The organism is Oerskovia sp. NPDC056781, assembly GCF_042789955.1.
Classification (GTDB): domain Bacteria; phylum Actinomycetota; class Actinomycetes; order Actinomycetales; family Cellulomonadaceae; genus Oerskovia; species Oerskovia rustica.
The window spans coordinates 1-8,011 of record NZ_JBHUAD010000191.1 but is presented as its reverse complement, the minus strand read 5'-3'; the positions used below and the strand labels follow the sequence as shown (position 1 = coordinate 8,011).

Annotated in this window: 9 protein-coding genes; 6 read left to right on the top strand and 3 right to left on the bottom strand. The window is 72.8% G+C overall.

Translation table 11 applies throughout. From position 1 onward, the window contains the following. Positions 1 to 31 precede the first annotated feature (31 nt). Together ACFRCR_RS14620 and ACFRCR_RS14615 are read right to left on the bottom strand one after the other, a co-directional pair. Positions 32 to 1,690: a pyridoxal phosphate-dependent decarboxylase family protein gene (locus ACFRCR_RS14620; RefSeq protein ID WP_377678519.1), complete on the bottom strand. Its 1,659-nt coding sequence runs from the start codon at positions 1,688 to 1,690 to the stop codon at positions 32 to 34. Beyond that, positions 1,677 to 3,107, bottom strand: a complete 1,431-nt coding sequence (locus ACFRCR_RS14615) for an MFS transporter (protein ID WP_377678517.1) — start codon at positions 3,105 to 3,107, stop codon at positions 1,677 to 1,679. The genes ACFRCR_RS14620 and ACFRCR_RS14615 overlap by 14 nt, the downstream gene beginning before the upstream one ends. Positions 3,108 to 3,268: 161 nt before the next feature. Between ACFRCR_RS14615 and trxA the strand changes: the two genes are divergently transcribed. Then, positions 3,269 to 3,658, top strand: a complete 390-nt coding sequence (trxA, locus tag ACFRCR_RS14610; RefSeq protein WP_191788897.1) for a thioredoxin — start codon at positions 3,269 to 3,271, stop codon at positions 3,656 to 3,658. A gap of 73 nt (positions 3,659 to 3,731) precedes the next feature. On the opposite strand, the gene ACFRCR_RS14605 is transcribed toward trxA, so the two are convergent. Further along, the gene (locus ACFRCR_RS14605) at positions 3,732 to 4,487 is read right to left on the bottom strand and encodes an NAD(P)H-dependent oxidoreductase (protein WP_377678515.1); all 756 of its coding nucleotides are present in this window, start codon (positions 4,485 to 4,487) and stop codon (positions 3,732 to 3,734) included. 67 nt (positions 4,488 to 4,554) lie between these two features. Between ACFRCR_RS14605 and ACFRCR_RS14600 the strand changes: the two genes are divergently transcribed. From ACFRCR_RS14600 to obgE, 5 genes are all read left to right on the top strand, one after another. Further along, positions 4,555 to 5,121 (top strand): TetR/AcrR family transcriptional regulator C-terminal domain-containing protein, encoded by a 567-nt coding sequence (locus ACFRCR_RS14600; RefSeq protein ID WP_377678513.1) that lies wholly within the window; start codon positions 4,555 to 4,557, stop codon positions 5,119 to 5,121. Between the two features lie 141 nt (positions 5,122 to 5,262). Next, the gene (locus ACFRCR_RS14595) at positions 5,263 to 5,469 is read left to right on the top strand and encodes a dodecin family protein (protein WP_056651409.1); all 207 of its coding nucleotides are present in this window, start codon (positions 5,263 to 5,265) and stop codon (positions 5,467 to 5,469) included. A gap of 219 nt (positions 5,470 to 5,688) precedes the next feature. Beyond that, positions 5,689 to 5,997, top strand: coding sequence for a 50S ribosomal protein L21 (rplU, locus tag ACFRCR_RS14590; protein ID WP_191789147.1), 309 nt, complete (start codon positions 5,689 to 5,691; stop codon positions 5,995 to 5,997). Positions 5,998 to 6,072: 75 nt separating this feature from the next. Continuing rightward, positions 6,073 to 6,330 carry a 50S ribosomal protein L27 gene (gene rpmA / locus ACFRCR_RS14585; RefSeq protein ID WP_030151568.1) on the top strand — a complete coding sequence of 86 codons (258 nt, stop codon included), beginning with the start codon at positions 6,073 to 6,075 and terminating at the stop codon, positions 6,328 to 6,330. A 90-nt stretch (positions 6,331 to 6,420) separates the two neighbouring features. Then, positions 6,421 to 7,944, top strand: a complete 1,524-nt coding sequence (gene obgE / locus ACFRCR_RS14580) for a GTPase ObgE (protein ID WP_336706308.1) — start codon at positions 6,421 to 6,423, stop codon at positions 7,942 to 7,944. Positions 7,945 to 8,011: the final 67 nt, after the last annotated feature.

Sequence of the window (8,011 nt, the reverse complement as noted above, 5' to 3'; positions counted from 1 at the left end):
CACGGACCCGGCCCCGCCCACCGGTCGTGGTTCAGGAGCCCCCGGGCTCCGCCGCCAGGGCGTCGAGGGGCGGTGCCACGGGCTCCGCGAGGCGCGCGATGAGCTCGACCAGGAGACGCTCGCTCACGGGGGCGGGCAGCGCCTCGACCAGGGAGAGCAGCGGTGCCATGGGCCCCGTGCCCGGCTCGGGGGCGTCACCGCCCCGCGGGTCGGAGCCACCGAGCACGGCGGCCTGCACGAGGTCCCACGCCGCGCGCGCGTCGAGAGCCCCCAGGGCCGAGAGCACCTCGGGCGCCGGGACCCCTGGGGCGAGCGTCGCGACCAGGGCGCCCAGGACCTCCTGCGGGTCGGGGCGTGGCACACCACGCACGGCCTGCGCGGCGGCGACCAGCGCGGCACCCAGCTCGTCGACCACGCCCGCCGTCACGGGGGTCACCGTGAGGTGCGTCGTGTGCGGCAGGCGCGAGCCGTCGGGCTGGGTGTAGCCGGGCTGCGGCTGGAGGACGAACCCGCTCGCCCGGACCGCGTCCGACCACACGTGCGGGTCGACCCGCCGGTCCGTGGGCACCGACTCGTCGGTCGCGACCGCCACGAGGGGCCCGACAGGGTCTCCGACGACGCGCAGGCCCTCGATCGCGTCGAGCACCTCGCGCAGCGTGACCGTCGCGACCGCGCACCGTGCCGTCACCGCCCTGTAGCCCGGCATGCCGAGCGCCTGCGTCACGGCCCAGGCCGCGGCGAGCGGCCCCGCCGACTTCGAGCCCATGATCGTCGAGTTCACGACCGGGTAGCCCGGCCAGCGCGTCGTCGCGAACAGCTGGTGGCGCTGCCGGTCGCGATCGCGCGTGAGCAGGACCGAGGCGCCCTTGGGGGCGTAGCCGTACTTGTGGACGTCGGCCGAGATCGAGGTGACCCCCGGCACGCGGAAGTCGAAGCGCTGGACGTGTGCGACGTCGTCGGGCCAGAAGGGCAGCACCCACCCGCCCACGCACGCGTCCACGTGGACCGGGACACCCAGGGCGCTCGCGGACGCCGCGACCTCCTCGACCGGGTCCACGACCCCGTGCGGGTACGACGGTGCGGAGACGACGACGAGCGCGACGTCGTTCCCGTCACTCACGGCCGCGGCCATGGCGGTCGGGACGGCGCGGCACGACGTGGGGTCCACGGGGACCAGCACGAGGTCGAGCCCCAGGTAGCCCGCGGCCTTGTGGAACGCGGCGTGCACCGTGCTCGGCGCCACGACCTTGGGCGCGAAGCCGAGCGTCGCGAGCGTGTGCGGCGTGCCGTCGGCCCGCGGAGGCTGCACCGCGAGAAACGCGTCGCGGGCGGTCTTGACGGCGAGCAGGCAGCTCTCGGTCCCGCCGGACGTCACGGTCCCGACGACGCCGCTCGCGTCCTGCGCGCCCGTCCCGTGGAGCATGTCGCGCGCGAAGGCCACGAGCTCGCGCTCCATGACGGCGACCGACGAGAACGTCGTGGGGTCCAGCGCGTTGAGCGGCTGGACCGCGCGGATCGCGTCGCCGGCGAGGGCATCGAGGTCGGCAAGGTCCGGGTCGTAGACGTACGAGAGCACGCGGCCCCCGTGCGTCGGCGCATCGGCCGCACGCAGCGTTGCGAGGCGGTCGAGGATGCCCTCGGTCCGCAGGACGGGCGGGGCGGGCAGGGGGGTGTCGTCAAGGGCGCTCATGCGCGGCGGACTCCTCGGTGGGCACGTCGATGTCGCCCCTGCGCAGTCGATAGCGTACGAGGGCGAGGAGGCTCAGCGCGACCAGCACCGCCGGGACGAGCGAGAACGAGAGCGCGATGCCGTCGACCGCGGCCGCGGACTGCTCGGGCGTGAAGCCCGCGCTCGACGACCGGTAGCCCGTGACCCACTGCACGAGGCTCAGCAGCCCGGCGCCGAACGCCATGCCCGTCGTCTCGCCCGCGGTCCACACGCCGCTGAACGCCCCGCCACGGTCTGACGGGCCCGGACCCGTGACGGGTTCCGTGCGGGCGTCGTGCGCGATCACGTCGGGCAGCATCGCGAGCGGGAGCGCCTGCATGCCCGCGTACCCGACGCCCGCGAGCGCGGTCGGTAGGTACACCCAGGCGCCCGGAGCCCACGCGAGCGGCACCATGCACAGCGTCGCGACCGCGAACAGCGAGCTCGCGAGGACGAAGCTGCGCTCCTTGCCGACCCGACGCGCGAGCCGGTTCCAGAGCGGCATGACCAGCAGCGCGGGCGCGATGAGCGCTGCGAACAGCAGGCTCACCGCGAGGGTCGACTCGAGGACGTAGGTCGCGACGTAGTTCGCGGCCGCGAGCATGAGACCCGTCGCGAGGGCCTGGAGGAAGAACGCCGTGAGCAGGACCCGGAAGGGCTGGCTGCGGCGCAGCGTTGCGACGGCCTCCGAGACCGCGAGGCGGAACGCGCCCGCGGCCGACGTGGCCGCCTGCGGTGCCGCGGCGTGCGCACCCGGGGGGAGCGAGGCCGTCGGGCCGGCGGCGCGCTCTGCGCGCGGGGCCACCCGGGACGCGACGAACATGCCGGCCCCGATGACCAGTCCCGCGACGACGCCCAGCGTGAGGTAGCCCGACAGCGAGCTCGTCTCGCCACGCAGCACCGGGCCGCCCGCGCCGAACAGCAGGATCGCGAACGCGAGGGTCGCGACCCGCCAGCTGATGAGGCGCGTGCGCTCGTCGTACGTTGGCGCGATCTCCGCGGGCAGCGCGATGTACGGCACCTGGAACAGCGAGAACGCCGTGGCCGCGAGCAGGAAGGCCACGAGCACCCAGATCGAGGCCGCGGCCGTCGAGGCTCCGCCGGGGACCGCGAACGTCAGCGCGAAGAAGACGGGGATCGTGCACGCGCCGATCGTCATGAAGCGCCGCCGCGAGCCCGTGCGAGCCAGGTCGCGGTCGCTGCCGTACCCGATGAACGGGTCGATCACGACGTCCCAGACCTTGGCGCCCGTGACGACCAGGCCCGCGACCGCGGCCGGCACGGCGAGCGCGTCCGTCAGGTAGTACAGGAGCATGAGGCCGGGCAGCGTGCCGAAGCCGCCCGTGCCGACCGAACCGATGGCGTATCCCGCGATCGTGCGCGGCCTGAGGCGTTCCACGCGCCACAGCCTAGACGTGACCTGGGTCACCGTGGTGGAGGTCGGGGTTCCCGGGCCCCGGCAGGCGACAGGGAGGAACCCGGCGTATGTTCGCCCGCGGGCCGGGAATACCTCCCGGGGACCCGTTGCTGCACCTGGTGAACCCCTCAGGAAGGACCTTCATGGCAACCCAGGAACTCACCGGCGCCACGTTCGAGCAGACCATCAAGGACAACGACATCGTCCTGGTGGACTTCTGGGCGTCGTGGTGCGGCCCGTGCCGCCAGTTCGCCCCGGTGTTCGAGGCGTCCTCGGAGACTCACCCCGACGTCGTGCACGGCAAGATCGACACCGAGGCCGAGCAGGCGCTCGCTGCCGCCGCGAACATCACCTCGATCCCGACGCTCATGGCGTTCCGCGAAGGCGTCCTCGTCTTCTCGCAGCCCGGCGCGCTCCCTGCACCCGCTCTCGAGCAGGTCGTCGAGGCGGTCAAGGGGCTCGACATGGACGACGTCCGTGCGCAGATCGCCCAGGCCTCGGCCGCGGAGTCGAACGGCCAGGCGAACGCCTGACGCGTCGACCGCTCGGCACCACCGAAGGACCCCGGCCTCGGCCGGGGTCCTTCGTCGTGCCGGGCGTGGGTCGTCAGGCGGCCGGTCGTGCGGCCGGCTCGTGCTCGGCGCCGCCTCGCGTGTCTGCCGGTCGCGCGTCCGCTGCTCGCGCGGCGTCCCGGCGGGCCGCGCGCTCGCGCGCCCGGTCCGAGGGCTCGGGGAGGCTCGCGAACCGCCGCTCGAGCGCGGTCAGCCATCGTGCGCGCCGGGCGGGGGAGACCTCGGCGACGCGGGGGTGGTTGACCCACCGGACGCGTGGCACGCCGAGCTGGCCGAAGACCCCGCGGGCCACGACGCGGTGCACGGGGGCTCCGAACCACAGGCGGTAGAGCGGCCCGGGGGTCGTCATGGTCGTCACGAGCGTGACGCCCGAGAGACCGAGCAGCCCCTGGAGCGTCCCGACGCGGCTCTCGGTGTACGCGAAGCCGGGGACCAGGACCTTGTCGAAGAAGCCCTTGAGGCGTGCGGGCATGACCTCCCACCAGACGGGGTGGACCAGGACGAGGTGGTCGGCGGCGGCCAGGCGTTCCTGGTACTCGGCGGCACGGGGGTCGACGGTCCGTCCTTCGCGCCACGCGCCAAGGTCCGTGCGTCGGACCACGGGGTCGAAGTCGTCGAGGTCGAGGTCGATCACGTCGACGTCGTGCCCGGCGCTCGTCGCACCGCGTATCGCCGCGGCGGCGAGCGCCCGGCTGTAGCTGCCCTCGTAGGGGTGGTCGATCACGATCAGGACGCGCACCGGGGTCTCCTTAACGTTGTTCAATCTAACAACGTTAGAGTTGCTGAACATCGTTAAGGTGTCAAGGTGAGGGCGTGCGGCCGACTCGTGGCCGCCGACGAGCCGAGGAGGACGGGCGATGGCCGAGCGGCTGGACCGGGAGCGTGTCGTGCGCGCGGCGCTCGCGCTGCTCGACGAGGTCGGTCTCGACGGGCTGACCCTGCGCAGGCTCGCCCAGGACCTCGGCGTCAAGGCGCCCGCGCTCTACTGGCACTTCGCGAGCAAGGCCGACCTGCTCCACGAGATGGCCGCCACCATGCTGCGCGACCTCGTCGACGGGGAGGCCTGGGACGAGGCGACCCTCGCCGGGTCGCCCTGGCAGGACTGCGTGCGCGACTCCGCGACGAACCTGCGCCGCATGCTGCTCGCGCACCGCGACGGCGCGCGCGTCTTCAGCGGCACCCTCGTCACGGACGAGGCGCTGCGCGACGCGGTCGAGGTCCCGCTGGGCATCCTCACGTCCGCGGGCTTCGCGCCCGACGACGCCGCGCGTGCCTGGGGGACCGTGCTCAGCTTCGTCCTGGGTTTCGTCGTCGAGGAGCAGGCGGTCGGTGGGGCGGGCGCCGACGGCGCCCGCGGCTTCGACGAGCGGTTCGGGTTCGGCGCCGACGTGATCGTCGCGGGGCTCGCGGCACGGCTGCGCTGACGTCGAGCTGCGCTGGCGGTACTGGCGGCACGGCCGGTGCGCGGCTCGGCGACCGTGCACTGGCGCGCCGACGCCCCGCGGGGGATCGTGGAGGGGTGCGCGGACGCGACGAGGCGTCCGCCCTGGACGGCGGAGGACGTCATGAGCGGCTCGGTAGCGCGCATCACCCAGATCAGTGCACGGTCCGACGTGAGCTTCGACGACGCGGTGAAGACCGGGATCGAGCGGGCGAGCGAGACGCTGCGCAACCTCACGGGCGCGTGGGTCAAGGAGCAGAAGGTCGAGGTCAGGGACGGGAAGATCGTCGCCTGGCAGGTGGCGCTCGAGGTCACCTTCGTCCTCGACTGACGGAGGTCCGGGCGGGCGCGTCGGCTTGACCCGTGGAGGGGAGGGTCGCTATTTGACCCTGCCTCCGGGATTCCCGTACCCTTGAACGTCGGTGCGCTCGGTGCGCACTGGTCCCGTGTGCCCATGGTCCGGTCGCACTCGCACGCCACGGTGTGTTGAGTCCTGCCAAGACGACCAGACATGGCGAGCACGCCAAGACTAGAAGAGATGAGCAACAACGTGGTGTACGCGATCGTCAAGGCCGGTGGCCGCCAGGAGAAGGTGTCCGTCGGCGATATCGTCGTCGTCGACCGTCTGTCGGCTGGTGCCGGACAGTCCGTCGAGCTTCCTGCGATCCTGCTGGTGGACGGGGAGAAGGTGACCCACGACGCTGCGGCGCTCGCGAAGGTCAAGGTCACTGCTGAGGTCGTCCGGGACGAAAAGGGCCCGAAGATCACGATCCTCAAGTACAAGAACAAGACCGGCTACCGCAAGCGCCAGGGTCACCGTCAGCAGCTGACCCGCCTCAAGGTCACCGGCATCAAGTGACTTCCCTCGGTGGCTCGTGAGGGCCGCCGCAGGTGATCCCACCCCCTCTTCTTCCAGCACGAAAGCAGGTTCGACATGGCACACAAGAAGGGCGCGAGCTCCTCGCGCAACGGTCGTGACTCCAACGCCCAGCGCCTCGGCGTGAAGCGCTTCGGTGGCCAGGTCGTCAGCGCCGGCGAGATCATCGTCCGCCAGCGCGGCACCCACTTCCACCCGGGCAACAACGTCGGTCGCGGTGGCGACGACACGCTGTTCGCCCTGACCGCCGGCGCGGTCCAGTTCGGTACGCGCCGCGGGCGCAAGGTCGTCGACATCGTCTCGGCCGAGGCCTGATCCACGACGCAGCACGCTTGACAGGAGGGGCGCACCGACGCGGTGCGCCCCTCCTGGTGTTCTTCCCCCCTGCTTGAGAGGACCATTTCCATGGCCACGTTCGTCGACCGCGTCGTCCTGCACGCCTCCGGCGGTGACGGCGGCAACGGTTGCGCCTCCATCCGCCGGGAGAAGTTCAAGCCGCTCGCCGGCCCTGACGGCGGCAACGGGGGTGATGGTGGGACCGTGCGGATCGTCGTCGACTCCCAGACCACGACGCTCCTCGAGTTCCACCACTCGCCGCACCGCCACGCGACCTCCGGCACCCAGGGCATGGGCGACCACCGCGCGGGCGCCAACGGCGGGGACCTGATCCTGCGCGTGCCCGACGGCACCGTGATCAAGGACACCGACGGCAACGTCCTGGCCGACCTCGTCGGCGAGGGCGCCGAGTACGTCGCGGCCGCAGGTGGTCGTGGTGGCCTCGGCAACGCCGCTCTCGCCTCCCAGCGCCGCAAGGCACCGGGCTTCGCGCTGCTCGGCGAGCCCGGCGAGGAGGCCGACTTCGTCCTCGAGGTCAAGTCGATCGCCGACGTCGCGCTCGTCGGTTTCCCGAGCGCAGGCAAGTCCTCGCTCGTCGCTGCGATCTCCGCGGCCCGGCCCAAGATCGCCGACTACCCGTTCACGACCCTGGTCCCCAACCTGGGCGTGGTCCAGGCGGGCGACTCGCGCTACACGGTCGCCGACGTCCCCGGCCTCATCCCCGGCGCGAGCCAGGGCAAGGGGCTCGGCCTCGAGTTCCTGCGCCACATCGAGCGCACCGCCGTGATCGTGCACGTGCTCGACTGCGCGACGCTCGAGCCCGGTCGGGACCCGATCTCCGACCTCGAGGCGCTCGAGGCCGAGCTCGACGCCTACGCGGGCGACCTCGACATCGAAGGGGCCCGCCTCCCGCTCAACGAGCGCCCGCGTCTCGTGGTGCTCAACAAGATCGACGTCCCCGAGGCCCGCGAGCTCGCCGAGCTCGTGCGCCCCGACCTCGAGGCCCGCGGCCTGCGCGTCTTCGAGATCTCGACCGCGAGCCACGAGGGCCTGCGCCCCCTGACGTTCGCGCTCGCCGAGCTCGTCGACCAGGCGCGCCGTGACGCCCCGGCTCCCGCGCCGGCGCGCACGATCCTGCGCCCCAAGGCCGTCGACGACGCGGGCTTCACCGTGACCCGCAAGGGTGGCGCCGAGACCGGCTTCTACTACGAGGTCCGCGGCTCCAAGCCCGAGCGCTGGGTCCGCCAGACCGACTTCTCGAACGACGAGGCCGTGGGCTACCTCGCGGACCGTCTCGCACGCCTCGGCGTCGAGGAGAAGCTCTTCAAGGCCGGCGCCGTCGCGGGCGACGAGGTGCGCATCGGCTCGGACAAGAACGCCGTCGTGTTCGACTGGGAGCCCACGCTCATCACGGGCTCCGAGCTCCTCGGCGGCCCGCGCGGCTCCGACCTGCGGCTCGAGGACACCTCGCGCCCCACGCGGTCGGACAAGCGTCGCGAGTACACCGAGCGCATGGACGCCAAGGCCGAGGCCCGCGCCGAGCTGTGGACCGAGCGCGAGTCCGGGCACTGGACGGACCCCGACCAGGACTGACCCCGCACGGTCGACGTGCCCGTCGACCGTGCACGTCCGCCCGCAGGGCGGGTACGGCCCTTCGGGT